At 61.9% G+C, this 25,828-nt stretch carries 23 protein-coding genes and 2 tRNA genes; 8 read left to right on the plus strand and 17 right to left on the minus strand.

The window, feature by feature from the left end; genetic code table 11:
• Nucleotides 1-23 precede the first annotated feature (23 nt).
• The 6 genes from IGS61_RS22610 to hisC form a co-directional block, all read right to left on the minus strand.
• Complete coding sequence (locus tag IGS61_RS22610) at nucleotides 24-839, minus strand: thiazole synthase (protein ID WP_230541670.1); 816 nt, start codon at nucleotides 837-839, stop codon at nucleotides 24-26.
• The gene (locus tag IGS61_RS22615; protein ID WP_230541671.1) at nucleotides 836-2,140 is read right to left on the minus strand and encodes a D-amino acid dehydrogenase; all 1,305 of its coding nucleotides are present in this window, start codon (nucleotides 2,138-2,140) and stop codon (nucleotides 836-838) included. Before IGS61_RS22615 ends, IGS61_RS22610 begins: the two co-directional genes overlap by 4 nt.
• A 16-nt stretch (nucleotides 2,141-2,156) precedes the next feature.
• Nucleotides 2,157-3,221, minus strand: a complete 1,065-nt coding sequence (locus tag IGS61_RS22620) for a YeiH family protein (RefSeq protein ID WP_230541672.1) — start codon at nucleotides 3,219-3,221, stop codon at nucleotides 2,157-2,159.
• Between the two features lie 206 nt (nucleotides 3,222-3,427).
• Nucleotides 3,428-4,297 carry an NAD(P)-dependent oxidoreductase gene (locus IGS61_RS22625; protein ID WP_128139945.1) on the minus strand — a complete coding sequence of 290 codons (870 nt, stop codon included), beginning with the start codon at nucleotides 4,295-4,297 and terminating at the stop codon, nucleotides 3,428-3,430.
• Between the two features lie 63 nt (nucleotides 4,298-4,360).
• Nucleotides 4,361-4,798 carry a GNAT family N-acetyltransferase gene (locus tag IGS61_RS22630; RefSeq protein WP_230541673.1) on the minus strand — a complete coding sequence of 146 codons (438 nt, stop codon included), beginning with the start codon at nucleotides 4,796-4,798 and terminating at the stop codon, nucleotides 4,361-4,363.
• A 4-nt stretch (nucleotides 4,799-4,802) separates the two neighbouring features.
• Nucleotides 4,803-5,858, minus strand: coding sequence for a histidinol-phosphate transaminase (hisC, locus tag IGS61_RS22635; RefSeq protein WP_230541674.1), 1,056 nt, complete (start codon nucleotides 5,856-5,858; stop codon nucleotides 4,803-4,805).
• 130 nt (nucleotides 5,859-5,988) lie between these two features.
• On the opposite strand from hisC, the gene IGS61_RS22640 reads away from it, so the two are divergent.
• The gene (locus IGS61_RS22640; RefSeq protein WP_230541675.1) at nucleotides 5,989-6,714 is read left to right on the plus strand and encodes a hypothetical protein; all 726 of its coding nucleotides are present in this window, start codon (nucleotides 5,989-5,991) and stop codon (nucleotides 6,712-6,714) included.
• A 159-nt stretch (nucleotides 6,715-6,873) separates the two neighbouring features.
• On the opposite strand, the gene IGS61_RS22645 is transcribed toward IGS61_RS22640, so the two are convergent.
• The 5 genes from IGS61_RS22645 to IGS61_RS22665 all read right to left on the minus strand — a co-directional run bounded on the left by IGS61_RS22645 (nucleotide 6,874) and on the right by IGS61_RS22665 (nucleotide 10,602).
• Nucleotides 6,874-6,963 (minus strand) — tRNA-Ser (locus IGS61_RS22645).
• Between the two features lie 264 nt (nucleotides 6,964-7,227).
• Nucleotides 7,228-7,317 (minus strand) — tRNA-Ser (locus IGS61_RS22650).
• Between the two features lie 77 nt (nucleotides 7,318-7,394).
• Nucleotides 7,395-8,684, minus strand: coding sequence for a serine--tRNA ligase (gene serS, locus IGS61_RS22655; protein ID WP_230541676.1), 1,290 nt, complete (start codon nucleotides 8,682-8,684; stop codon nucleotides 7,395-7,397).
• Between the two features lie 146 nt (nucleotides 8,685-8,830).
• The gene (locus IGS61_RS22660) at nucleotides 8,831-9,031 is read right to left on the minus strand and encodes a hypothetical protein (protein WP_230541677.1); all 201 of its coding nucleotides are present in this window, start codon (nucleotides 9,029-9,031) and stop codon (nucleotides 8,831-8,833) included.
• A gap of 149 nt (nucleotides 9,032-9,180) precedes the next feature.
• Nucleotides 9,181-10,602, minus strand: a complete 1,422-nt coding sequence (locus IGS61_RS22665) for an aminotransferase-like domain-containing protein (protein ID WP_230541678.1) — start codon at nucleotides 10,600-10,602, stop codon at nucleotides 9,181-9,183.
• 183 nt (nucleotides 10,603-10,785) lie between these two features.
• On the opposite strand from IGS61_RS22665, the gene IGS61_RS22670 reads away from it, so the two are divergent.
• Both IGS61_RS22670 and IGS61_RS22675 read left to right on the plus strand, forming a co-directional pair.
• Nucleotides 10,786-11,076 carry a DUF2917 domain-containing protein gene (locus IGS61_RS22670; RefSeq protein ID WP_230541679.1) on the plus strand — a complete coding sequence of 97 codons (291 nt, stop codon included), beginning with the start codon at nucleotides 10,786-10,788 and terminating at the stop codon, nucleotides 11,074-11,076.
• The gene (locus IGS61_RS22675; RefSeq protein ID WP_230541680.1) at nucleotides 11,073-11,813 is read left to right on the plus strand and encodes an NAD-dependent epimerase/dehydratase family protein; all 741 of its coding nucleotides are present in this window, start codon (nucleotides 11,073-11,075) and stop codon (nucleotides 11,811-11,813) included. The genes IGS61_RS22670 and IGS61_RS22675 overlap by 4 nt, the downstream gene beginning before the upstream one ends.
• Before the next feature lies 1 nt (nucleotide 11,814).
• Here IGS61_RS22675 and IGS61_RS22680 read toward each other — a convergent pair whose 3' ends face one another.
• The 3 genes from IGS61_RS22680 to IGS61_RS22690 form a co-directional block, all read right to left on the minus strand.
• Nucleotides 11,815-13,134, minus strand: a complete 1,320-nt coding sequence (locus IGS61_RS22680) for a replication-associated recombination protein A (RefSeq protein ID WP_230541681.1) — start codon at nucleotides 13,132-13,134, stop codon at nucleotides 11,815-11,817.
• 73 nt (nucleotides 13,135-13,207) lie between these two features.
• Nucleotides 13,208-13,864 (minus strand): outer membrane lipoprotein chaperone LolA, encoded by a 657-nt coding sequence (lolA, locus tag IGS61_RS22685; RefSeq protein ID WP_076572525.1) that lies wholly within the window; start codon nucleotides 13,862-13,864, stop codon nucleotides 13,208-13,210.
• Nucleotides 13,865-13,869: 5 nt separating this feature from the next.
• Entirely contained in the window at nucleotides 13,870-16,230 is a 2,361-nt protein-coding gene (locus IGS61_RS22690) for a DNA translocase FtsK (RefSeq protein ID WP_230541682.1), read from the minus strand.
• 215 nt (nucleotides 16,231-16,445) lie between these two features.
• Here IGS61_RS22690 and trxB point away from each other — a divergent pair, with 215 nt between their 5' ends.
• The 3 genes from trxB (at nucleotide 16,446) to IGS61_RS22705 (ending at nucleotide 18,846) form a co-directional block, all read left to right on the plus strand.
• A complete protein-coding gene (gene trxB / locus IGS61_RS22695) occupies nucleotides 16,446-17,399 on the plus strand; it encodes a thioredoxin-disulfide reductase (protein ID WP_034758671.1) in 954 nt (317 codons plus the stop codon).
• Nucleotides 17,400-17,406: 7 nt separating this feature from the next.
• Nucleotides 17,407-18,081, plus strand: a complete 675-nt coding sequence (locus IGS61_RS22700) for a Smr/MutS family protein (protein WP_230541683.1) — start codon at nucleotides 17,407-17,409, stop codon at nucleotides 18,079-18,081.
• 135 nt (nucleotides 18,082-18,216) lie between these two features.
• Complete coding sequence (locus IGS61_RS22705) at nucleotides 18,217-18,846, plus strand: trimeric intracellular cation channel family protein (RefSeq protein ID WP_034786156.1); 630 nt, start codon at nucleotides 18,217-18,219, stop codon at nucleotides 18,844-18,846.
• A 25-nt stretch (nucleotides 18,847-18,871) separates the two neighbouring features.
• On the opposite strand, the gene IGS61_RS22710 is transcribed toward IGS61_RS22705, so the two are convergent.
• Both IGS61_RS22710 and IGS61_RS22715 read right to left on the minus strand, forming a co-directional pair.
• Nucleotides 18,872-19,210: a P-II family nitrogen regulator gene (locus tag IGS61_RS22710; protein WP_034758685.1), complete on the minus strand. Its 339-nt coding sequence runs from the start codon at nucleotides 19,208-19,210 to the stop codon at nucleotides 18,872-18,874.
• 40 nt (nucleotides 19,211-19,250) lie between these two features.
• Nucleotides 19,251-20,867 carry an NAD+ synthase gene (locus tag IGS61_RS22715; RefSeq protein WP_230541684.1) on the minus strand — a complete coding sequence of 539 codons (1,617 nt, stop codon included), beginning with the start codon at nucleotides 20,865-20,867 and terminating at the stop codon, nucleotides 19,251-19,253.
• Between the two features lie 92 nt (nucleotides 20,868-20,959).
• Here IGS61_RS22715 and IGS61_RS22720 point away from each other — a divergent pair, with 92 nt between their 5' ends.
• Entirely contained in the window at nucleotides 20,960-22,105 is a 1,146-nt protein-coding gene (locus IGS61_RS22720) for a GNAT family N-acetyltransferase (RefSeq protein ID WP_230541839.1), read from the plus strand.
• A gap of 50 nt (nucleotides 22,106-22,155) precedes the next feature.
• Here IGS61_RS22720 and ppa read toward each other — a convergent pair whose 3' ends face one another.
• Nucleotides 22,156-22,698 (minus strand): inorganic diphosphatase, encoded by a 543-nt coding sequence (gene ppa / locus IGS61_RS22725; protein ID WP_086139428.1) that lies wholly within the window; start codon nucleotides 22,696-22,698, stop codon nucleotides 22,156-22,158.
• A gap of 623 nt (nucleotides 22,699-23,321) precedes the next feature.
• Between ppa and IGS61_RS22730 the strand changes: the two genes are divergently transcribed.
• Nucleotides 23,322-25,748 (plus strand): membrane-bound PQQ-dependent dehydrogenase, glucose/quinate/shikimate family, encoded by a 2,427-nt coding sequence (locus tag IGS61_RS22730; RefSeq protein ID WP_230541685.1) that lies wholly within the window; start codon nucleotides 23,322-23,324, stop codon nucleotides 25,746-25,748.
• Nucleotides 25,749-25,828: the final 80 nt, after the last annotated feature.

The following is a 25,828-nucleotide window of genomic DNA, read 5'->3' on the forward strand; positions in this document are numbered from 1 at the left end:
GTAAATGCGGTAAATGCGGCAACTCAGGCGATCAGCCCGGCCATCGGCGACGAGGGCGAAGCGCTCATGACGCCCGCTCTCCGGGGCATGCGCCCGGCCAGATAGGCCTCGCGTCCGCCCTGCACTGCCAGTTTCATGGCGCGCGCCATGCGGATCGGCTCGCGCGCCGCCGCGATGGCGGTATTCATCAAGATGCCGTCGCAACCAAGTTCCATGGCGATGGCGGCGTCCGACGCCGTGCCCACGCCTGCGTCGACCAGCACGGGCACCTTGGCTTGCTCGATGATCAGCGACAGATTCCACGGATTCAAAATGCCCATGCCCGAGCCGATCAATGACGCGAGCGGCATGACGGCGATGCAGCCGATATCTTCCAGCATGCGCGCCTGGATAGGGTCGTCGCTGCAATACACCATCACCTGGAAGCCATCCTTCACCAGCTGCTCCGCCGCCTTTAACGTTTCCGGCATGTTCGGGAACAGGGTCTTTTCATCGCCGAGCACTTCCAGCTTGCACAACTGGTGGCCGCCCAGCAGCTCGCGCGCCAGCTGCAAGGTATAGACGGCGTCGCGCGCGTTGTAGCAGCCGCCCGTGTTGGGCAGGATCGTGTATTTCGACGGCGGAATGAAGTCGAGCAGGTTCGGCTCGCCCTTTTCCTGGCCGATATTTACGCGCCGTATCGTCACGGTGACGATCTCGGCGCCGCTTTCCTCGATGGCGAGGCGCGTTTCCTCGAAATCCTTGTATTTGCCGGTACCCACCAGCAGGCGCGACTGGTAGGTGGTGCCGGCCAGGGTCAGGCCGCCGGGGGTATGGCTGGGGATGGCGTCGTCTCTCATCGTGGTGCTCTCCTAAGTTGAACCAAAGCGGCCTCATGCCGGGGGGCTTCGCCGCAAAACGCAAAATCGACGTCGGGCCGCCGTCCCGACACGAGGTCGGCCAGCGCCCTGCCCGCGCCGCAGCCCATGGTCCAGCCCAGGGTGCCGTGGCCCGTGTTGAGGTAGAGCTGGCGGTAGCGCGTGGCGCCGATGTAGGGCACATTCGACGGCGTCAGGGGGCGCAAGCCGGCCCAGTAGACGGGGTCGCCGTAATCGCAGGCGTGGGGAAACAGGGCCTGCACGCGGCGTGTGATGGCGGCGCAGCGCACGGGGTTCAGTTCGCGCGTGTAGCCGTTCAGCTCGCACGTGCCGGCCACGCGCAGGCGCGATCCCAGGCGCGAAAACACAAGCTTGTGGCCGTCGTCCGTCAGCGATACGCTCGGTGCGCTGACGGGGTCGATGATCGGATAGGTGGCGGAATAACCTTTGCCCGGATACAACATCAAGCGGATGCCCAGCGGCTGCAGCAAGGGCGCGGAAAAGCTGCCCATGGCCACCAGCACGGCGTCCGCATGCTCGATTCGGTGGCGGCCTTGCGCATCGATGCATTCCACGCCCGTGATGCGCTCGCCATCGGCCAGCAGGCGCGTCACCGTGGTGCCGTACTGGAAATCCACGCCGGCCGCCGCCGCGCGCGCGGCCAGCGCCGTGGTAAACAGATGCACGTCGCCCGATTCGTCGCTGGCCGTAAAATCGCCGCCGACGATGCGGCTGCGCGCGTGGCGCAAGGCTGGTTCCAGACGGATCACTTCATCGGCGCTGACGGTATTGCGCGGGCAGCCCAGTTCGCGCAGGAGCGCGGCGCCCGTTTGCGATTTATCAAACTCCTGCTGGTCCGTATAGAAATGCAAAATGCCCCGTTCCAGGTGATCGTAGGCGATGCCCGTCTCGCGGCGCAAGGCTTGCAGGCTCTGGCGGCTGTACTCGGCCAGGGCGACGATCTGGCGCATATTGCGCGCCACCCTGGCCGGCAGGCATTCGCGCAGGTAGTGCACGGCCCACTGCCATTGCAGCGGATCGAGGCGGGGACGAAACAGCAGCGGCGCGTCGTCCTTGCCCAGCCAGCGCACGACCTTGCGCAGGGTGGCGGGATTGGCCCACGGTTCCGCATGCGAGACGGAAATCTGCCCGCCGTTGCCGAAACTGGTTTCCTGCGCCGCGCCCGCCTGGCGTTCGAGCACGCGCACGTCGTGGCCCGCCTGGCGCAAGTACCAGGCCGATGCCGTGCCGACCACGCCGGCGCCGAGGACAAGGATCTTCATGGCGAATGGCCAGCGCTCAGCGCGTCAGCAGCACGGCGATGGCGACGAAGGCGGCGATCCACACCGTTTCCATCACCAGCATGATCACGGGACGCCAGCCCAGCGAGGCCAGCGACTGGAACGAGGTTTTCACGCCCAGGGCGGCAATCGCAATGACCAGGCAGGCGCGCGAGGCATTGTTGATCCAGCCATTCACTTCATGCGGGATCAGGCCCAGGCTGTTGGTGATGACGAGCCAGACAAAGCCGATCAGGAAGAACGGCACCAGCGGCGGCGCATCGACTTCGCTCTTGCCGTCCTTGCGCTTGAACATGATCGACAGGCCCAGCACGACGGGCACGAGGCAGGCCACGCGCGTCAGTTTCACGAAGGTGGCGACGTCGCCCGTATGGTTGCTGACCAGGTAGCCGGCGCCCACCACTTGCGCCACGTCATGGATGGTGCCGCCGATAAACACGCCCGCTTCCGTCGGGTCAAAGCCCAGCAGCTTGACCAGCAGCGGGTAGACGATCATGGCCAAGGTCGACAGCGACGTCACGCCGACCACCGTCAGCAAGGTGAACTTTTCGTTTTCCTTGGTTTGCGGCAGCACCGCCGAGATGGCCAGCGCGGCCGAGGCGCCGCAGATGGCCACGGAACCTCCCGACAGAATGCCTTCCGTAATCGGGCGTTTCAGCCACCTGGCCAGCAGGTAGCCGAAGCCCAAGGTGGCGATCAGGCCGCCCACGACGATCAGCAATGGCGTCACGCCGACCGAGGCGATCTGGTTGAAGGTGATGCGCGCGCCCAGCAGGGCCACGCCCGTACGCAGCAGCACCTTGCTGCAAAACTCGATGCCGGGCTTGCAGGTGGGGTCGGACGCGAGGAAGTGGAAGGCCAGGCCGAAGAACAGCGCATACAGCAGCTGGGGGCCGCCGTAATTGCTGGAAATAAAGGTGGCCGACAGGGCGATCACCAGCGCGATGGCCACGCCGGGCCAGCTGCGCAGCACGGCGCGGGGACGCCAGATGGCAACGGCGGAAGACACATAGGGGATGTTCTTGTCGACAACGCGTGTTATCGCTGAGGAGTTAGTTTTCATGCTGGTCCGCTCATAATGTTTTAAAAATTGGGACATTTCATCTCGTTTTTTAATAATACACGATGAGCTAGCGAAGTCCATGCTTTTCCATGAAAATCGAAACCAGATGTTCCGGAAACTGACGTTTTTTACTTTTCACCCCCGTAAACGACGAGCGGCGCGGCCCTGGGCAGGGACGCGCCGCTCTTTACTTAAGCGTTAAAAAGTTACTTTTTGTTCAGGCGGGTGATCAGGCTGGAGGTGTCGTAGCGGTTGCCGCCCGCCTGCTGCACTTCGCCATAGAACTGGTCCGTCAAGGTCGTCACGGGCAAGTCGCTGCCGTTGCGCTTGGCTTCGGCCAGGCAGATGCCGAGGTCCTTGCGCATCAGGTCGACGGCGAAACCGAAGTCGAACTTGCGCTCGATCATGGTCTTGCCCCGGTTTTCCAGCTGCCACGACTGCGCCGCGCCCTTGGAAATCACGTCCACCACCAGCGCCGCATCGAGGCCCGCGTTTTCCGCGAAGGCGATGCCCTCGCTCAAGGCTTGCACGAGGCCCGCGATGCAGATCTGGTTGACCATTTTTGTCAGCTGGCCGGAACCGGAAGCGCCCATATAGGTGACGGCGCGCGAGAACAGGGCGATGACGGGCTCGGCCCGTGCATACGCCTCTGCATCGCCGCCCACCATCACGGTCAGCTTGCCGTTTTCCGCTCCGGCCTGGCCGCCGGACACGGGCGCGTCGAGGAAGAATACGCCCTTCTCCTTCGCCGCCGCATGGATGGTGCGCGCCGCTTCGGCGGACGCCGTCGTATGGTCGATCAGGATGCTGCCCGGCGCCATGGCGGACAGCAAGCCGCCCTCTTCCAGGATGACTTGATACAGATCATTGTCGTTGCCGATGCAGGTGAAGACGAACTCGGCGCCGGCAGCGGCCGCGGCCGGCGTGGCGGCGCTGCTGCCCTTGTGCTGCTCCAGCCAGGCTGCCGCGCGGGCCGGGTTGCGGTTGTACACGGTGACGTCGTGCCCGCCCGCCGCCAGGTGACCTGCCATGGGGAAACCCATGACGCCCAAACCGATGAATGCCACTTTTGCCATTTTGTCCGTCCTGTCGATGTGTGAATCCGATTATTGTTGCACAAACAGTCGCCGCCGGCAGCATCAAGGCGCGGGAGCGCGCCGATAATACAGGTCGAACTCTTCCTCGCCATCCGGCACGAAGCCGTGACGCACATAGAAGCGGTTCGCCTCGCTGCCGCGCAAGGCGCCCACGCGCACGCTCTTGCGGGCCGCATCGGCCTCGGCAAACACGCGCGCCAGCACGGCCGCGCCCATGCCTTGGCGCTGGCATTCCGGCGCCAGGTAGAGGTGGTCGAGCAGCAAATAATCCGCTTGCGGGCGCAACACATAGAAGCCGGCCAGCGCGCCGCCGTGGCGCAACTGCCACGTGCAGGCGGGGTCGTAGGTGGCCAGGAAACGCTGGCGCGCCCGCTGCGGATCATAGCGGCCGATGCGCTCCAGGCTTTCGCGCATGGCGGCCACGCGCAGGCTGGCCAGCGCCTCGCCATCGGCGATGCTGGCAGGTACGAAGGTCAGCATGGCGTCACACCACTGCGCGCAATGCCGCCATCAGGGCCGCACATTCTGCCGGGTTGCCGATGCTGATGCGCAAATACTGGCTGATGCGCGGCGCATTGAAATGGCGCACGATCACCGATCTGGCGCGCAAGCCGGCCGCCAGTTGCGCCGCGTCATGCTGCGGGTGGCGGGCAAAGACGAAGTTGGCCACGGACGGCAGCACCTCGAAGCCCAGCGCCGCCAGGTCCGCCGTCAGCTGTTCGCGGCTGGCGATCACGGCCTGGCGCGTCTGCTGGAAATACGCTTCGTCATGCAGCGACGCGACGGCGCCGGCCAGCGCCAGCCGGTCCAGCGGATACGAGTTGAAACTGTTCTTCACCCGTTCCAGCGCCTCGATCAGGTCCGCATGGCCGAAGGCGCAGCCGACGCGCAAGCCGGCCAGCGAACGCGATTTCGAGAACGTCTGCACCACCAGCAAGTTCGGATAGCGGTCGAGCAGGGCCACGGCGCTCTCGCCGCCGAAATCCACATATGCTTCATCGACCACCACCACGGCGTCGGGATGATCGCGCAGCAAGGTTTCCACTCCGGCCAGCGGCAAGTCCACGCCCGTGGGCGCGTTGGGATTCGGGAAGATGATGGCGCCGCACGGCCCCCGGTAGTCTTCAGGACGGATGCGCATGGTGTCGTCGAGCGCGACCGTGCGGTAATCGATGCCGTACAGCTTGCAATACACGGGATAGAAGCTGTAGCTGATGTCCGGGAACAGCAAGGGCGCATCGTGCTTGAGCAAGGCCATGAAGGCCAGCGCCAGTACTTCGTCGGAACCATTGCCGACGAACACTTGCGCGCTGTTCAGGCCATGGTAGGCGGCCAGGGTTTGCTTCAGTTCGCTGGCGGTGGGATCGGGATACAGGCGCAGGCAGTCGTTGGCCGCTTCGCGCAGCGCGGCCAGCACCTGCGGCGACGGGCCGTAGGGGTTTTCGTTGGTGTTGAGTTTCACCAGGTCGGGCAGTTTCGGCTGCTCGCCGGGGACGTAGGGGGTCAGCTCGCTGACGATGTTGCTCCAGAATCGGCTCATTGCTTTCATTGGTGGGGTCGGGATGGGAGGGAGTAGATTAACATAGGCTGAGCTGGGTCAAGGTGGGGTGCATCGACAAGGGGTAGCGTGGACAGCAGCGGCATTGGCCCCAGACTGTAGAGGACGTGGCATGAACAGCATGCACAAGCTGAGCGATACGCGGGTGCGGCATGACGCGCTCACGCAACAGGCGCGCCAGCGCAAGATCGATGCGTGGCTGCAGGTCGCAGCCAGTCTCAGCGAACAGATCACCGTCGAATTGCAGACTGCCACGGAGCAGCTACAGGGCGAAGGAATGGCCGACTTGCAGCGCGTGACGGCACTGGCACAACGCCTGGCAAACAATAGCAAAGCCATGCGCGATACCCTCGGGACACTGTTTGACAGCGGTGAAAAAAGCGAGGAGCATGCAGTGACAAGCACGGAGGATTGCGCCATGGACGAGCAAGTCAACACACTGGGAAAAGACATGGCCGGCGTGAAACTGGACGTTGCTGATTTGAAGGTTGATGTGGCTGGCATCAAGGTGGATGTAGCTGGTCTGAAAACGGATGTGGCTGGCCTCAAAGTGGATGTGGCTGGTCTCAAGGTGGATGTGGCAGACCTGAAAACGGATGTCGCTGGTCTCAAGGTGGATGTGACAGACCTTAAAGTGGATGTCGCCGGCCTGAAAACGGATATCACTGTCCTCAAGACGGATGTCAGCAGCTTGAAACTGGACTTGGCGGTGGTGCGCTCCAATTACGCGACCAGGTCCGATGTGGCTGAGGCGAAGTCGGCTGTCATCCTGTCTTGCGTGGGGACGATGATTGCGCTGTCGAGTGTGGCGTTTGCGGTGGCGCGGCTGGTGCACTAGCTTGAGTTCGTGGCGGCGCTGGCAATTAGAGCTTGAATGGAGGAAAAAACGCCTTGCGCTGCGCGCTTTGGGCGGTTTTTCTACCTGCGTTGATGTGTCGCAAGCTTTTTGGCGTTCCCAATAAAAAAAGCTCCCTTGCGGGAGCTTTCTTATTTATTCTGGCGGAGAGGGTGGGATTCGAACCCACGGTACGATTTAACGTACGCTTGATTTCGAGTCAAGTACATTCGACCACTCTGCCACCTCTCCGTTTACTGCGGTCTATTCATTCAAACTGGCGTGCCTGTTTGAACGAGGCGCTATTTTAGCATGGGTGTTGTTGGGTTGGGTAGGGGTTTATTGGTGATTTGCAACTGAGGGCTGGCAAACCAAAACCTATCTGGGCGATTCGGGGAGCCTCGCGCGAGTACGCGCTCGTCTTCGAATCCCACGCGTACGCCCCGCAGGGGGCGTACTCCTTTCCGCCGCCACAAATAAAAAAAGCTCCCTTGCGGGAGCTTTCTCTATTTGTTCTGGCGGAGAGGGTGGGATTCGAACCCACGGTACGATTTAACGTACGCTTGATTTCGAGTCAAGTACATTCGACCACTCTGCCACCTCTCCATTTGCTGCGGTCTTTTCCCGCATTGCTGCGAGAAGGCAAGATTATAGCAGCCCGCGACAAAAAGAAAAGGACTATTTTAAGCCTTCAGATGCGTCAAGCCGCCCATGTACGGGCGCAGCACTGGCGGGATCTCGACGCTGCCGTCTGCCTGCTGGTAGTTTTCCAGCACCGCTACCAGGGTGCGGCCCACTGCCAGGCCGGAGCCGTTCAGGGTGTGCGCCAGTTCCGGCTTGCCGGCGGCGTTGCGGAAGCGCGCCTGCATGCGGCGGGCCTGGAAGGCTTCGCAGTTCGACAGGGACGAGATTTCGCGGTAGGTGTTTTGCGCCGGCAGCCACACTTCCAGGTCGAAGGTCTTGGTGGCGCCGAAACCCATGTCGCCCGTGCACAGCGACATCACGCGGTATGGCAGGCCCAGGCGTTGCAAGATGGCTTCCGCATGGCCGACCATTTCATCGAGCACCTGGTACGAGGTGTCCGGGTGCACCACTTGCACCATTTCCACCTTGTCGAACTGGTGCTGGCGGATCATGCCGCGCGTGTCGCGGCCGTAGCTGCCCGCTTCCGAACGGAAGCATGGCGTGTGGGCCGTCATTTTCAGGGGCAGTTGATCGAGCGCCAGGATTTCATCGCGCGCGATATTGGTCAGCGACACTTCCGACGTCGGGATCAGGTAGAAGGTCTCGCCCTCGCCTTCCGCGCCGCCTTTTTTCACCGAGAACAGGTCGGCTTCGAATTTCGGCAGCTGGCCCGTGCCGCGCAGGGAATCGGCGTTGACCATGTACGGCGTATAGCATTCCGTGTAGCCATGCTCGTCCACATGCGTGTTGAGCATGAATTGCGCCAGTGCGCGGTGCAGGCGGGCGATGCCGCCCTTCATGACGGAGAAGCGCGAACCGGTCAGCTTGGTGGCCACTTCGAAATCGAGGCCCAGCGGGCCGCCCACGTCGACGTGATCCTTGACTTCAAAGTCAAAAGTGCGTGGCGTGCCGACCTTGCGCACTTCCACGTTGCCCGACTCGTCCGTGCCCAGGGGCGACGATTCATGCGGCAAGTTCGGCACGGCCATGATGAAATCGCTCAGCTTGGCTTGCACTACGCTCAGGGCCGCTTCATCGGCTTTCAGCTCATCGCCCAGGCCGGCCACTTGCGCCATCACGGCCGAGGTGTCTTCCCCCTTGCCTTTCAACATGCCGATTTGCTTGGACAACGCATTGCGCTTGCCCTGCAGTTCCTCGGTGCGCGTCTGGATCGCCTTGCGTTCGGCTTCGAGGGCGGTAAAACCTGCCACGTCGAGCTGGAATTTGCGCGTCGCCAGGCGTTCTGCGACGGTGGCGATGTCTTTACGGAGAAGTTGGATATCTATCATGGGTGGATGGCGGTGCCGATGTATCGAAAGCACTCATTGTACCAAGACCCAGTTCACTTCGATGAGTTTTGCGCAAGGTCAACCATCGTCATGGCAGCCTGGCCGGGCACTCGCGCCCGCTTTACATTTTCTGCTTAGCTTATTGCTTAAATGAACGCGGCTTTTTCGGCAGCGGTCAGGCGGCGGGCGCTGACGGTCACGACAGGCATCGTGCTGTCGGCAGCCTGAGCGATCACGCTGCTGGCGCTCACTTCCACCGTGTTCGCGCCTGCGGTGGCGAAGCTGGCGCCGATGGCGATGATGGCGGCGGCGACAAAGGTGATTTCCATGTTTTTCAGTGCGTTCATGATGTGACTCCCGGTTAGTTTGTGTGTTTGACTGCTGCTGGTATGGTGGTACTTTAGCCAACGGCGGCAAACAAGGCCACCGGCTTGCGACCAGCGGCGAAAAACAGGGAGCGAACGGTGAAAATGCGGGACTGAAACGCAAAGAATAGTTACAAGGCCTCATGCACCAGGCGGCCCAGGCGGCCGATGGCCTGCTCGATGCGCGGCGTCCAGGCATTGCCGCAATTGAGGCGCAGATAATTGCCGAACTTGCCCGAGGCCGAGAACAGCCGGCCCGGCATGTAGGCCACGCCGTCCGCGATGGCGTGGCCGTGCAGGGCCAGCGCATCGACTTGCGGCGGCATCTGCACCCACAGCACGAAACCGCCCTGCGGCTCGGACAGCATGCAGTCCGCCGGAAAGCTGGCCGCCACGGCGTCGGACATCCGGGCGATGCGCTGCACCAGGGTGCGCCGCATCTTGCGCAGCTGCTGGTCGTAGCTGCTGCCTTCCAAAAAATCGGCCAGCACGGCCTGGAAGAAATGGCTGGTGGCGCCGCTCGACACGGTTTTCAGCAGGGCCACTTCCTGCGCGAAGCGCCCGGCCAGCACGTAACCGACGCGCGAGGCAGGCGTGATGGCCTTGGAAAACGAGGAGCACAGCAGCACATTGCCGCTCGTATCGTAAGCCTTCACGGGCCACGGGCGCTGCGGCGCAAAGCACAGGTCGCCATATACATCGTCTTCAACCAGCGGAATATTAAATTCCGACAGCAAGCCCGCCAAGCGCTTCTTGTTGGCCTCCGGCATGACGCAGCCGAGCGGGTTATTCGCGTTCGGCACGAACAAACACGCTTGCACGAGGCCGGCTCGCAGGGCCAGTTCCAGCGCATCGAGCGACGGCCCCGTCTTCGGGTCGGTGGGAATTTCCAACGCCTTCATGCCCAGGCTTTCGATCATCTGCAGCAGCACGAAATACGTGGCCGACTCGATGGCGATGGTGTCGCCCGGCCTGGCGACGGCGCGCAGGCACAGGCTGATCGCTTCCGTGCAGGAATTCGTCACGACGATCTCGTGCGGGTCCAGCTTGCCCCAATCCAGCGCGCGGCGCGTGACCTGGCGCAGAAAGTTGCTTTCGCTGACGTCGTAGCAGCTGACCTTGCTCAACAAAGCCGGTTCGCGCCGCGCCACCGCGCTGATGGTGCGCTGCATGCGCTTGATGGGCAAAATCTCGTCGGGCGGCCAGGCCGTGCCCAGCTGCACGATATCGGGCGCCTCGTTTTCCTTCAGCACGCGCATCAACAGATTGTTGATGCCGACAAAGGCCGGCTCCTTCAAGTGCTGGGCGTCGGCGCTGCAGGGCCTGCGGGGCGCCCGGTGGCGCACGAAATAGCCGGACTGGGGCCGCGCATCAACCTGCCCCCGGTCTTCCATCAGGCGCAAGGCTTGCATCACGGTGCTGACGGAAATGCGCTTTTGCTGCGCCAGGTGGCGGATCGACGGCAAGCGGTCGCCGGGCGCGAACACGCGCGCGTCGATCAAGGCACCCAGCTCGTTGGCCAGGTGCTCGTACAGATTCAAATGCGCGCTCATGTTCATCCCTTCAGTATGCGGCTGCCGCGCGCGGCACGCACAGATACAGTTGCCCGTTTTTTTGACAAGCACAGTGTACGATGAAGCGCACTGTATGCATGACAATTTCGTTTTCCTGCATCTGTCATGGTTCACCGCAAGCGCCTAAGCTGTTCCTGTCAGCACACCAACAGGAGCGATGCCATGCATACCGACCACGAATTACGCAGCGAACGGCCTTTGCGTCTGGAAAAAGCGCACGCCAGGGTCATCGAATGCCTGTCCGGCACGGCCTGGATCACGGCCTACGCCCAGTTCGAGGATTGCGTGCTGCGCAGCGGCGAACGCTACACGATCCCGAATGACGGCCTGGTGCTGGTCGAAGCCGTCGGCAGCGGACGCATCCGCGTGCATGGGACGGCCGCACCGCGCCCCGCCCTGCTGCGCTGGCTGAACCTGGCACTGCCTCACACCTTGAATATTAGGAATACATGACTCAAACACCACCACTGCGCGTCCTCGTCACGGGCGCCGCCGGCGTTATCGGCACCGTTTTCTGGAAGAGCCGGCACGGGGAATTCTCCCTGCGCCTGGCCGACCTGCACACAGGCAAGCTGGCCGAAGCGCCCTGCCCGTCCATGCAGCTCGACGTCAGCGACTACGCCGCCTGCCTGGCCGCCTGCACCGATATCGACGTGGTGCTGCACCTGGCCGGCGTGCCGCACGCCAGCGCCGATTTCGATACGCAATTGCTGCAGCCGAATATCGTCGGCACGCACAACATCTTCCGCGCGGCACAGGCGCAGGGGGTGAAAAGAGTGGTATTCGCCAGCAGCGCGCAAGCCATCGAAGGCTATCCGCTGGACGCGCAAGTGCACGAAAGCATGCCGGCGCGCCCGGCCAACATGTATGGCGCCAGCAAGGCCTTCGGCGAAGGCGTGGCCTCCGCATTCGCGCACCAGCATGGCATAACGGCAATCGCCGTGCGCATCGCCAACGTGGCCCGGTTTGCGCCAGGTCAACAACACAGCGCGCGCGACATCGCCGCCTTCATCAGCGAGCGCGACGTGGTGCAGCTGCTGGCCTGCTGCATCGCGGCGGACGTGCCGGCCGGCTACCACGTCGTGCATGGCGTGTCGGACAACCGCTACAAGCGGCTATCCATCGACGCGACGCGCCGGCTGGTCGGCTACGCGCCGCAGGACGACGGTTTTAGCTTGCTGGGACTGTAATTCAACCCTTGCCGGCCGGTTTTCCTGCTTTCCTGTCCAGCTCGCGCAGCCACGCCAGCTTGTCGGCGATTTTACTTTCCAGGCCGCGCGGCACGGGCTGGTACCAGCCCGGTTCGGCCATGCCATCCGGAAAATACGTTTCGCCGGCCGCGTAGGCATCGGGCTCGTCATGCGCATAACGGTAGGCATGGCCATAGCCGAGTTCCTTCATCAGCTTCGTCGGCGCATTGCGCAAGTGCACCGGCACTTCCTTCGACTTGTCTTTCTTGACGAACGCCATGGCGGTATTAAAAGCGTTGTAGCCGGCATTGCTCTTTGCCGCAATCGCCAGGTAGATCACGGCCTGGCCCAGGGCCAGCTCGCCTTCGGGCGAACCGAGGCGCTCGTACGTTTCCGCCGCATCATTGACCATGGTCAATGCACGGGGGTCGGCCAGGCCGATGTCTTCCCAGGCCATGCGCACGATGCGCCGCGACAGGTAGCGCGGGTCGGCGCCGCCGTCGATCATGCGGCAAAACCAGTACAGGGCCGCGTCCGGGTTGGAACCGCGCACGGACTTGTGCAGCGCGGAAATCTGGTCATAGAAATTATCGCCGCCCTTGTCGAAGCGGCGCGAATTTAATGTGAGCGCATTGTCGACGAAGGCCGCGTCGATGGCCGTCGTGCCCGTCGAGCTGGCGGCCGTCTCGGCCTGCTCCAGCAAGTTCAAGAAGCGGCGCGCATCGCCGTCCGCGTAGCCGATCAGGGTGTCGGCGGCGGCCTCGTCGAACGTCAGGTGCGTCAGCGCCGTGCTTTGCGCCTTGGCCAGCAACTGCTTCATCTCGTCTTCGTTGAGCGATTTCAATACATACACTTGCGCGCGCGACAGCAGCGCCGAGTTCACTTCGAAGCTGGGGTTTTCCGTCGTGGCGCCAATGAACGTCACCAGGCCCGATTCGACGAAGGGCAGCAAGGCATCCTGTTGCGATTTATTAAACCGGTGGATTTCGTCGACGAACAGCAAGGTGTGCTTGCCGAACTGGTCCAGGCTGTGGCGCGCCTGGTCCATGGCTGCGCGGATATCTTTCACCCCTGCAAACACGGCCGACAGGGCGATGAATTCGCTGTCGAACGCGTTCGCCATCAGACGCGCCAGGGTGGTCTTGCCCACGCCGGGCGGCCCCCATAAAATCATCGAATGGGCCTTGCCCGCCTCGAACGCGAGGCGCAGCGGCTTGCCTACGCCCAGCAGATGCGTCTGACCGATGACTTCGTTGAGGGTAGCAGGCCGCAAGGCTTCGGCCAGCGGCTGGCGCGGTGCGGTGGAAAAGAGATCCGCCATAATGAGGTACCTAACAAGAATGCAAAAGCCCCGCATTGCTGCGAGGCCGGCTCATACGCAAGGCGCGACAGTCTTAATTATTAATGACGTCGGCGCCCTTGGGCATGACAAATTTAAAGTGATTGGCAGATAAGGCCGGATTCTTCTGGAAATTCTTGAACGCCAGCACCGAGGTCTGCCCGAACGAGTCGCGCAATTCCATCGCTTCCGGCACGCCGTTGCGCAGGCCGATGGTGATTTCGTCGAACGTCGTGTCCTTCGCTTTCGGCGTCGCTTTCAGCCATTCCAGGCCATCGCGCGTGCCTGCTTCGGCCAACGTAAAATTCTTTTCCAGGTCGTTGCTGCCGAACAAGATGGCGGCCGGCGAGGAACCGAGCGCGTCGCCCAGTTTCTTGACCGTCACCTGGCTCAAGTCCTTGTCGTAGATATACAGCTTGTCGCCATCCGCTTGCAGCAGCTGCTCGTACGGTTTCAGATACGTCCAGATGAACTTGCCGGGACGGGCAAACTCGAACGTGCCACTGGCTGGCGTGGAAACTTTGGCCTTGCCGCTGGCGTCCGCCTTCTTGACCTGGCGCTGCACGAACTCGCCCTTGGCCGACTTGGTGCCGGCGGCAAAGCTCTTGAATTGTTCCAGCGCGCTGGCCGAGGCGCTGGCCGCGAACAGCAGGCTGCAGGCGACGCTGGCCGCGCCGATGATCATTTTTGCTGCGAAAGTCGTGTTCTTCATTCTGTTTACCCTTGTTCACTACTCGCCGCCGGCACCAGGATTTCCCGGTTGCCATTGGATTGCATGGTTGATACCACCCCGCTCTGCTCCATCTGTTCGAGCAGACGGGCGGCGCGGTTGTAGCCGATGCGCAAATGACGCTGCACCAGCGAAATCGAGGCGCGGCGGTTTTTCAGCACCACCGCCACCGCCTGGTCATACAGGGCATCGGCCTCGCCGCCGCCCTCGCCCGGCGCGCCGCCTTCGGCGCCGTCGCCTTCCAGGGTGCCGCCTTCGAGGATGCCCTCGATGTAATTCGGTTCGCCCTGCAGCTTCAAATGGCTGACGACCCTGTGAACTTCTTCATCCGACACGAACGCGCCGTGCACGCGCATCGGCAAGCCGGTGCCGGGCGGCATGTACAGCATGTCGCCCATGCCCAGCAGGGTTTCCGCGCCCATCTGGTCAAGAATGGTGCGCGAGTCGATCTTTGACGACACCTGGAAGGCGATACGCGTCGGGATGTTGGCTTTAATCAAACCCGTGATCACATCTACAGATGGGCGCTGCGTGGCCAGAATCAAGTGCAGACCGGCGGCGCGGGCCTTTTGCGCGATACGCGCGATCAATTCCTCGACTTTTTTGCCCACTACCATCATCAAATCGGCCAGCTCGTCGATGATGATGACGATGGTCGGCAGTTTTTCCAGCGGCTCGGGCGAGTCCGGCGTCAGGCTGAACGGATTCGGGATGTGTTCTTCGCGCTTTTTCGCGTCGGCAATCTTCGCGTTGTAGCCGGCCAGGTTACGCACGCCCATCTTGCTCATCAGCTTGTAGCGGCGTTCCATCTCGTTCACGGCCCAGTTCAGCGCGTGACCGGCCTGGCGCATGTCGGTGACGACGGGCGCCAGCAAGTGCGGAATGCCTTCATAGACGGACATTTCCAGCATCTTCGGATCGATCAGGATCAATCGCACGTCGAGCGGGTCGGATTTGTACAGCAGCGACAAAATCGTCGCATTGATGCCCACGGATTTACCGGAACCGGTCGTGCCGGCCACCAGCAAGTGGGGCATTTTCGCCAGGTCGGCCACGACGGGCTTGCCGGCGATATCCTTGCCCAAGGCAATCGTCAGGCTGGACACGCCATCGTTGTAGACCTTGGAGCCGAGGATTTCCGTCAGGCGCACGATCTGGCGCTTGGTGTTCGGCAATTCCAGGGCCATATAGTTCTTGCCGGGAATGGTTTCCACGACGCGGATCGAGGTGAGCGACAGCGAACGGGCCAGGTCGCGCGCCAGGCCCACGATCTGGCTACCCTTCACGCCCGTGGCCGGCTCGATTTCATAGCGCGTCACGACAGGGCCGGGGTAAGCGGCCACTACCTTGGCATCCACGCCAAAGTCCGACAATTTCTTTTCGATCAGGCGGCTCGTAAACTCCAGGGTTTCCACGGATACCGTTTCCACCACGGGCGGCGCTTCATCGAGCAAGGACAGCGGCGGCAGCTTGCCATCGCTCAAGTTCTCGAACAAATGCGCCTGGCGCTCCTTTTCCACGCGCTCCGATTTCACCACGGTCACGACTTGCGGCTCGATCTTGACGGGCGGCGCGGCCACGTGCTTTTCCACGTGCTTGGCCCGTTCGATGACCACCACTTCGTCGCGGCGCACGGCAGCCACTTCGCCCTGGCGGCGGTCTTCGCGATCCTGGTAGCGCAGCACGAACCAATTAAACGCGTCTTCGATAGCGCCGCCGATGCGTTCGGCCACTTGCAACCAAGAAACGTGGAAGAACAGACTAAAACCAAGGCCGAACAGCAGCAACAGTAATAAAGTGGCGCCCGTGAAGCCGAAAGCCACGTGGGCCGAATGCCCCACCAGCTGGCCCAGCACGCCGCCCGGGTCGCGCGGCAGCTGCACGTGCAGGCTTTTCGCCATGCGCAGGTATTCGAGGCCCATGCTGCCGATCAGCATGATGGAAAAGCCGACGATGCGGATCAGCATCTCGACATGGTGCTCGCGCTCCACGTCCTCTTCTTCCAGCAGGAAGCGCTTACTCAGGCGGCGGTAGCCATTCCACACGGTGCGCAGCAGCCACACGCACCACCACCAGGCGGAAAAACCGAAGATATACAACAACAAATCGGAAAAGGTCGCACCGAGCTTGCCGCCCAGGTTTGCCACCTTGTCGACGGACGTGGCATGCGACCAGCCCGGGTCGAGCTTGTTGAAGCTGGCCAGTATCAGCACGAAATACAGGGCAAACGCGGCCAGCGCGAACCAGCGCGCCTCGGACAGCAGCCGTACCAGCCGGTTGGGCAAGGGCCGGCGTTCGACCGGTTTTCGGGTGTAGCTATTTTGATTGGCCTGGGCTGGTTTAGTCATTCTGGGAAGCGCTGCAAGGTGAAAAATGTTTCTGAAAGGGAATTTCCCATAATAAGGAAGTATTCTAAGCCATATATGCCCCGGGCGGCCCCACGATTCGTCGCTACAGGCGGCTTGGTCTATAATCGAGGATTGCTTGCGCAAGCGCAATACGGCCTTGTTCTTCGCGCGTATGCCCCCAATTCGGATAGACCCCACTCATAGAGAAGCTTCCCATGACCACTACCAAACACGCCCGCGTTTTGATCCTCGGCTCCGGCCCAGCCGGCTACAGCGCCGCCGTCTACGCCGCCCGCGCCAACCTGAACCCGATGCTGGTCACCGGCGTGGAACAAGGCGGCCAGTTGATGACCACCACCGACGTGGAAAACTGGCCCGGCGACCCCATGGGCGTGCAAGGCCCGGACCTGATGCAGCGCTTGCTGCAGCACGCCGAGCGTTTCAATACGGAAATCGTGTTTGACCACATCCACACCACGTTCCTCAATGAAAAGCCGATCCGCCTGAAGGGCGACAGCCACGAATACACGTGCGACACGCTGATCATCGCCACGGGCGCATCCGCACAGTACCTGGGCCTGCCGTCGGAAGCGGAATTCATGGGCAAGGGCGTGTCCGCCTGCGCCACCTGCGATGGCTTCTTCTACCGCAACCAGGAAGTGGCAGTCGTCGGCGGCGGCAATACGGCCGTCGAAGAAGCGCTGTACCTGTCGAACATCGCCAATAAAGTCACCTTGATCCACCGCCGCGACAAGTTCCGCGCGGAAGCGATCCTGATCGACCGCCTGAATGCCAAGGTTGCCGAAGGCAAGATCGTGTTGAAATATAACCACACTCTGGACGAAGTGACGGGCAACGAAGGCGGCGTGACGGGCCTGAACATCAAGTCGACCATCGACGGCAAGGTCGAAGCATTGAGCGTGCATGGCGTCTTCATCGCCATCGGCCACAAGCCGAACACGGGCATCTTCGAAGGCCAGCTGGACATGCACAACGGCTACATCAAGACGAAAACCGGCCTGGAAGGCATGGCCACCGCCACCAGCGCGCCGGGCGTGTTCGCGGCCGGCGACGTGCAAGACCATATCTACCGCCAGGCCATCACCAGCGCCGGCACGGGTTGCATGGCAGCACTGGACGCCCAGCGCTACCTGGAAGGCCAGGAGTAAGCGTCGCATGGCGTCGATGAAAGACTTTGCCGACCTGAAAGCGGTCAGCAAGCAGCTCAAGGAGCAGGCGGACGCGCGCGCGCAAGCTGAAGCGGAGCGCGCCAAGCAGGTCAAGGTGCAGGCCGTGGAAAGCAATCTGTTCAAGGCCAGCATCGGCGGCGTCAAGCGCCTGCCCGAGTCGGACCGCTACGTGCCCAGCCTGCCCAAGGCGGGCACGGCCAGCGTCCAGCAGCCGGCGCGCAAATTGTCTCCGGAAGAGGACGATGCGGCCGTGCTGCGCGAGTCGCTGTCGGACTTGTTCGAAGTCGACCATTATCTGGAAAACGATCCGGCCCTGAACTACGCCCGCCCCGGCGTGGGGCCGGACGTGGTCAAGAAGATGCGCAAGGGCCACTGGCCCATCCAGGACGAGCTGGACTTGCACGGCTTGCGCCGCGACGACGCGCGCGACGGCATTGGCGCCTTTCTGAACCAGGCGACGCGGCGCAAGCTGCGCTGCGTGCGCGTGATCCACGGCAAGGGTTTCGGCTCGAAAGGCCAGGAACCGGTGTTGAAATCGATGGTGCACAGCTGGCTCGTGCAAAAGGATGAAGTCGTCGCCTTTTGCCAGGCGCGCCGCTCGGAAGGGGGCGATGGCGCCCTCGTCGTGCTGCTCTCGGCAGCGCTGCAGCCCATCCGCTAGCCCTAGCAGCAAGAAATTACAATTCAGTAACAAGTTACACCCCGCACACGGCCCCGTTTGTCACCATTCGGGGCCGTGTCATGTTAACCTGTGACAATTATTTCCTGCTTAGCGTCTCGTGCACGCGCTCCACCCATGATGCCACCCCAACTGCCACCTGGCTCGCTGATCAAGATCATTGAGGTCATCGCCATCCTGGTGGGCGCGTTTTCCGGCTTCATCGAAGCGCGCCGCAAGCGCATGGACCTGGTCGGCGTGTTCGTCGTGGCCTTCATCACGGCGTTCGGCGGGGGGACGTTGCGCGACATCCTGCTCGACAAGCGCCCTTTGTTCTGGGTTTCGCACCAGGAATACGCGATCCTGATCTTCGTGCTGGCCCTGACGGCCGCGCCGCTGATCCAGCATTTGCGCCAGATCGTCTCGGAACGCCTGATCGTCATCGCCGACGCCATCGGCCTGGGCATGTTCGCCATCGCCGGCGTGGCCGAAGCCATGCGCGCCGGCATGCCGATCTTTATTGCCTCGATGATGGGGGTGATTACGGGAATTTTCGGCGGCGTGATGCGCGACATCGTCTGCAACGAAGTGCCGATGGTGTTTCGTGACGGAAAACCCTACGCCATCTGCGCGTTTTTCGGCTGCTGGGCTTATTTATTGCAGATGCACTTCGGCGCCGAGCACGACTTCGCGCTGTGGACCAGCGCCAGCGGCATCACGATATTGCGCCTGATCTGCTGGAAATTCGACATGCGCCTGGGACGCTGAAGGTCAGCAGCCCAGGCAGAAACACTTACACTGCGTCAGGACCGGTCTCGCCGGTGCGGATGCGGATGACTTGCTCCACGTCGCGCACGAAGATCTTGCCGTCGCCGATCTTGCCCGTGCGGGCCGCCTTGATGATGGCGTCGACCACCAGTTCCGACACGCTGTCATCCACCACCACTTCGACTTTGACTTTCGGCAAGAAGTCGACCACGTACTCGGCGCCACGGTACAGCTCGGTATGGCCCTTCTGGCGGCCAAAGCCCTTCACTTCCGTCACGGTCAAGCCCGTCACGTTCACATCGGCCAGGGCCTCGCGCACTTCGTCGAGCTTGAATGGTTTGATGATGGCGGTAATCTGCTTCATGGCTACTCCTTAAAATTGTTGGATTGTGGGCTTTAGCTGCTTACTCAAAGAACTTGGAAGTGATGGGGTAGCGCCAGTCGCGGCCAAAGCCACGGTGCGTGACGCGGATGCCCACCGGCGACTGGCGACGCTTGTATTCATTGATCTTGATCAGGCGCGTGATTTTCGCCACGTCGGCCGGCGGGTAGCCAGCCTCGATAATGTCGGCGATCGGCCGGTTTTCTTCCATGTACATCTGCATGATGCCGTCGAGTATTTCATACGGCGGCAAGGAATCCTGGTCCAGCTGGTCGGCGCGCAGCTCGGCCGATGGCCCGCGCGTCAAAATACGCTCGGGAATCACGCTTGCGATGCTGTTGCGGTATGCACACAGGCGGTACACGAGCGTCTTGGCGATATCCTTGATCACGGCAAAGCCGCCCGCCATGTCGCCGTACAGGGTGCAATAGCCGACGGCCATCTCGCTCTTGTTGCCCGTCGTCAACACAATGCTGCCATGCTTGTTCGACAAGGCCATCAGCAAAGTGCCGCGGATGCGCGCCTGGATATTCTCTTCCGTCGCGTCTTCCGCCAGTCCCGCGAACTCCTCGGCCAGGGTGGCGCGGAAGGCGTCGAAAGTTTGCTTGATCGGAATTTCATCGTAGCGCACATTCAGACGTTTTACCATGTCGCGCGAGTCGATCCACGAGATATCGGCCGTAAATTGCGACGGCATCATGACGGCGCGCACCTTGTCGGCGCCCAGCGCATCAACGGCGATGGCCAGGGTCAGCGCGGAATCGACGCCGCCCGACATGCCGATCAACACGCCCGGGAAACCGTTCTTGCCGATATAGTCGCGCACGCCCAGCACCAGCGCCTGGTATACCTGCGCCTCGGTGGTCAGCGGCGTGGCCAGCGGCTGCGGCACGGGCGTGGCGCCGTCGAACTCGACCAGTTGCAGATCTTCCTCGAAATGGCGCAGCTGGGCGCAAATGGTGCCGGCCGCATCCATGACAAACGAGTCGCCGTCGAAGATCAGCTCATCCTGGCCGCCGACCAGGTTGGCGTACACGAGGGCCATGCCTTGCGCGCTGACGTTCTTGCGCATGGTTTCATAGCGCAAATGCTGCTTGTTCATGTGATAAGGCGAGCCGTTCGGCACCAGCAGCACTTGCGCGCCGGCCGCGCGGGCGCGCATCGGCGCGTGCTCGAACCACGTGTCTTCGCAGATATTGATGCCGAAGCGCACGCCCTTCACGCCAAACACGAAAGCCTGGTCCGACGACGTAAAGTAGCGTTTTTCATCGAACACGGTGGTATTCGGCAAGTCGTGCTTGCGGTAGGTGCCCAGCACTTCGCCATTGACCAGCACGGAGGCGGCATTGTGGCGCACGCCCTTCTCGTCCTGCAGCGGCAAGCCCACCACCACGTGCATATCCTTGAACTGGGCCAGGTCGGCCGCCAGCGCCGCAAACGCTTCCTGCGTTTTTGCGTAGAATGCATTGCGCAGCAACAGGTCCTCGGGTGGATAGCCAACCAGCGACAGTTCCGGCGTGAGCACGATATCGGCGCCCGCCTCGAACGCGCGGCGGGAAAGGTCGAAGATCTTGGCACGGTTGCCGGCCAGATCGCCGACCGTACTATTCATTTGAGCAATTGCGACTTTGACTGTCATGATGATGATGGATATTTTTCGTTCTATTAAACAAGACAGGGGCGCGCAGGCCGACGGTGGCGCCCCGAGAGTGATGAATGCACACTACAACAATGAATTATCGCACGGCTATCGTCACTACCCTGGCTGAAATTGGCGAAGCGGCCTGGTCAGAACTGCTGGCGCGCCAGGCGGACGCCAAGGCGGAGGCCACCCCCTTCCTCTCCTATGCCTTTTTGCATGCGCTGCACGAGTCCGGCTGCGCCAGCGCGGACACGGGCTGGCAACCGAATTACCTGGCGCTGTGGCAAGGCGACACGCTGGCCGCCGCCCTGCCCCTGTACCTGAAAACGCACTCGTACGGCGAATACGTGTTCGACTGGGCCTGGGCCGATGCCTATCAGCAACATGGCCTCGAATACTACCCGAAACTGCTGTCCGCTATCCCCTTTACGCCCGTCAGCGGCACGCGCCTGCTGGCCCGCGATGGCGAAGCGCGCGCCGCCCTGCTGGCCTTCCTGCAGGCCCAGCAGCAGGCCAGCGAGGTGTCGTCCTGCCACATCCTGTTCCCTCCGGAAAGCGAGGCACGCCAGTTGGCCGAGGCCGGCTACCTGCTGCGCAGCGGCGTGCAGTTTCACTGGCTCAATCCCGGCTACGCGGATTTCGAGCAATTTCTTGCCACCCTGGAGCACAAGAAACGCAAGAATATCCGCGCCGAGCGGCGCAAGGTGCGGGAAGCGGGCGTGACCATGCGCCAGGTGCGCGGCATGGACGCCACGGACGCGGACTGGAAACTGTTCCACCGCTGCTACAGCAATACCTATGCGGAACACCGCTCCTCGCCCTATCTGTCGCTGGACTTCTTCCGGCGCATAGGCGCGGCCATGCCGCAGAATATTTTATTGGTGATCGCCGAGCGCGAAGGCCGGGCCATTGCCGCCTCGCTGGTGATCCACACGGCCGACACACTGTATGGCCGCTACTGGGGCGCGCTCGAACACGTACCGTGCCTGCATTTCGAGACGGCGTATTACCAGCCGCTGGAATTTTGCATCGCCAACGGCATCGCCACTTTCGAGGGCGGCGCCCAGGGCGAGCACAAGATGGCGCGCGGCTTCCTGCCGCAAAAGACCTGGTCCGCCCACTGGCTGGCGCATCCGGCCTTTGCCGACGCCGTGCAGCGCTTCCTCGAACGGGAACGGGGCGGCATCGATGCCTATCTCGATGAATTGAACGAGCACAGCCCGTTTCGCGCATAAAAAAACGCTCCCGGCCATGACTGGCGGGGAGCGTTTTTTAACGGGTGACGTTAGGCTTTTGCAGCATCTGCCTTGTAGGCGGCAACGCCGCCCAGGATTTCTTCCTTGGCCACTTCAGGGCCATACCAGCCGTCGATCTTGACCCATTTTCCTTTTTCCAGATCTTTGTAGTGCTCGAAGAAATGCTGGATCTGGCGCAGGCGCAGTTCGTTCAGATCTTCCGGCTTTTGCCAGTGGCTGTAGATCGACAGGACCTTGTCGACTGGCACGGCCAGCACTTTTGCGTCTTCGCCCGACTCGTCGGTCATTTTCAGCACGCCGATAGGACGGCAGCGCACGACCACGCCCGGGATCAGCGGGAACGGGGTGATGACCAGCACGTCGACCGGGTCGCCGTCCGGCGACAGGGTGTTCGGCACGTAGCCGTAGTTGCACGGGTAATGCATGGCGGTACCCATGAAGCGATCGACGAAGATCGCGCCGCTTTCCTTGTCGACTTCGTACTTGATCGGATCGGCATTCATCGGGATTTCGATGACGACGTTGAAATCGTTCGGCAGGTCGCGGCCGGAAGAGACGTTATTCAAACTCATGGGGTTCCTCATTAGCGGATGGTGTTATAACCGCGCAATTATAGCGAAGTACAGGCAGCTTGTGCGATGCAGCAGCGGCCTGGCGGCGTTTTGCGCGTCCAGCCAGCAACAGTGGCATGCATGGCCCGCTGGCCCCCGCAGCCTGCCAGCGAAAGAATAAACAGGCGGCCCAAAATAATAAGTGAAAACACGTAAGTAATACTACGCTCACGCCTGAATTAATATCTGGAATATCTGCGTATTTTCATTTCAATATCACCATGCGGCAAACATGGTTATTATAATCGGCATTGCATTTATTGCAGCCACTTATAGCAACAATTTCATTATCATGCATCCGGCGATGCCTGCATATAATGACGCGGGCGTTTCAACATGCTTCGCCAAACGCCCATCCAGCCCCGCAATCTGCTCTTCCAGCATAATATTTGCTCTTATTTGAAGAGTTTATCTGATTCAAATGGCGACCCCGCCAAAAAATGGCACTACCGGAAGACAATCATCAATTCTGATAAACTGTCACATTCTGGTGATTCCAAACTTTGCATATTCTGCAATCGACGCCTTCCCTGAATTCAATATGGCGCATCACGCGCCACCGATAAATCCTTGCAAAAAGGAATATGATGATTCCCTCTTTCCGGCCCGGTCCTTTATTAAAGGTCACTGGCGTTATTTTCATTCTGTTCGGCCTCGCCCTGCTGGGCGGCGGCATCTGGCTGGCCACGCTCGGCGGCTCCTGGTACTACTTGCTGGCCGGCATAGGCATGCTGATCGCAGGCGCGCTCGTGTTCCAAGGCAAGCGCAGTGCGCAACCATTCATGGCGCTGCTGCTGCTCGCCACCCTGATCTGGTCCGTGATCGAAGTGAAATTTGACTGGTGGCAATTGCTGCCGCGCCTCGACATCTGGTTTGCCGCCGCCGTCTGGCTGCTGCTGCCCTTCGTCAGCCGCCGCCTGGCGCCACCCGCCGCGGAGAAACAGCCGCAATTGGGAAGGACGGCCCTGTCCGCCGCCGTGGCCCTGACCGTCATCGCCGGCGTCATCGCCCTGTTCCAGGACTACCATGACCTGCATGGCGACGTGCCGGCCGACAGCATGGCCGCCACGGCCAGCGGCGATTTCGCGCCCGGCGTCGAGCACAATGACTGGTCCGCGTATGGCCGCTCCGGCTATGGCGACCGCTACGCGCCGGCCGCGCAGATCACGCCGGCCAATATTTCCGGCCTGAAAGAAGCCTGGACTTACCACACGGGCGACTTCAAGGGGCCGAACGATCCGGGCGAGATCGCCAATGAAGTGACGCCGCTGAAGGTCAATGACATGCTGTATTTGTGCACGCCGCACAATATCGTCATCGCCCTGAACCCGGACACGGGCAAGGAAATCTGGCGCCACGATCCGAAGATCAACCGCGACGCGGCCAGCTACCAGCACATGATCTGCCGCGGCGTCGCCTACTGGGACGTCAACGCGGGCCGCGCGAAGAACAACCCGGCCCCTGAAGCGGCTGGCATGGAATGCCCGCGCCGCATCCTGGCGCCGACCATGGACGGCACCATGATCGCCGTCAATGCCGACACGGGCGAGTCGTGCAAGAGCTTTGGCAACAACGGCGTGGTCAACCTGTATAAAAACATGGCCATGATCAAACGCGGTTTCCTGATGCCAACTTCCCCGCCGGCCGTGGCGCAAAACGTGGCCGTGATCGCCGCCAGCGTGACGGACAACCATTCGACGGAAGAGCCATCGGGCGTGATCCGCGGCTACGATCCCGTCACGGGCAAGCTGCTGTGGAACTGGGACCCGGCCACGCCGGAAGATACCAAGCCCTTCCCTGAAGGCAAGAACTACACCAACAACTCGCCCAACTCGTGGGGCGTGGCCAGCATCGATGAAAAGCTGGGCATGGTCTACATTCCAATGGGCAATGAAACCCCCGACACCTGGGGCGGCAACCGCAACAAGAACGGCGAGAAATTCAACAGCGCCATCGTCGCGCTGGACCTGGCGACGGGTAAAGTGCGCTGGGTCTACCAGACCGTGCACCACGATATCTGGGACATGGACATCGGCGGCCAGCCTTCGCTGGTCGACATCGACACGCCGAAAGGCAAAGTGCCGTCCGTTGTCGCCACGACGAAACGCGGCGACATCTACGTGATCGACCGCCGCGACGGCAGCCTGGTCGTGCCGGCACCGGAAAAACCCGTGCCGACGAGCAATCCTGCCGCCGGCGACACCCTGTCGCCCACGCAGCCGTTCTCGGCCCTGACCTTCTTGCCTGAACGCAATATCAGCGAAGCGGACATGTGGGGCACGACGCCGTTCGACCAGCTCGCTTGCCGCATCATCTTCAAGGAACGCCGCTATGAAGGCCCGTTCACGCCGCAAACGGCCGGCAAGGGCGCCGTCATCTCGCCGGGCCCGCTCGGCATCTTCGAATGGGGCGGCGCGGCCATCGACCCCGTGCGTCAGTTGCTGATCGTCAACCCTGACTACATGGGCTTCCTGGAAAAACTCGTGCCGCGCGCGGAAACGACGGCCAAGGGCGGCACGGGTGGCGAAATGGGCTTGCAGCCGCAGACGGGCGTCCCGTTCGCCGTGGAAATCAAGGCCTTTTTGTCGCCGCTGGGCTTCCCGTGCCAGGCACCGCCGTGGGGCTATGTGGCCGCCGTCGACCTGCGCACCATGAAGAAAGTGTGGATGCACAAGAACGGCACCACGCGCGACAGCGGTCCCGTGCCGATTCCCTTGCCGCTGGGCGTGCCCAGCCTGGGCGGCATGGTCACCACCGGTGGCGGCGTGACTTTCCTCAGCAGCACGCTCGACTACTACATCCGCGGCTACGACGTCAGCAACGGTAAAGTGATCTGGAAAGCCCGTTTGCCAGCCGGCGGCCAGGCTACGCCGATGAGCTATGTGTCGAACAAGTCGGGACGCCAGTTCGTCGTCGTCATGGCCGGCGGCCACGGTTCGCTGGGCACCAAGATGAGCGACACCCTGGTCGCATATGCCTTGCCCGAAGGCACTGCGGTACCGAAGAAGTAATTAGCAACGCACTCCGCCCTGGAGTGCGCGCATAAAAAAAGCCGTTCAGTCTGCACTGAACGGCTTTTTTACGTCTGGGG

It is taken from the genome of Janthinobacterium sp. FW305-129, assembly GCF_020858115.1.
Classification (GTDB): domain Bacteria; phylum Pseudomonadota; class Gammaproteobacteria; order Burkholderiales; family Burkholderiaceae_D; genus Janthinobacterium.